The sequence below is a fragment of the Photobacterium sp. R1 genome, assembly GCF_054600795.1.
Genome location: NZ_BAAHZP010000892.1, coordinates 1 through 242, shown reverse-complemented (window position 1 = coordinate 242; position 242 = coordinate 1). Strand labels below are relative to the sequence as shown.

The 242-nt window shown below is 49.6% G+C and carries 1 pseudogene; it reads right to left on the bottom strand.

What is annotated here, in order from left to right:
* A pseudogene (gene cysJ, locus ACYP03_RS27635) lies at positions 1-242 on the bottom strand (NADPH-dependent assimilatory sulfite reductase flavoprotein subunit); the annotation flags it as partial.

The window sequence follows — 242 nt, the reverse complement described above, 5'->3', positions numbered from 1 at the left end:
TGAAAGCCACATCCAGCTTGGTCAGAATGCCGTCTTTGAGGTACTTCTGCCACTCCACCTGATACAGGAAGTCCTGGGTAAAGGTACGGTCACCAAAGAACAGCCAGTTTTTCCCTTCAGCATCGCGGTTATCACGCTCCTGCACAAAAGCACGGAAAGGCGCGATACCTGTGCCCGGACCAATCATGATCACAGGGGTATTATCATCTGCTGGCAGTTTGAAGTTATTGTTACCTTCAACA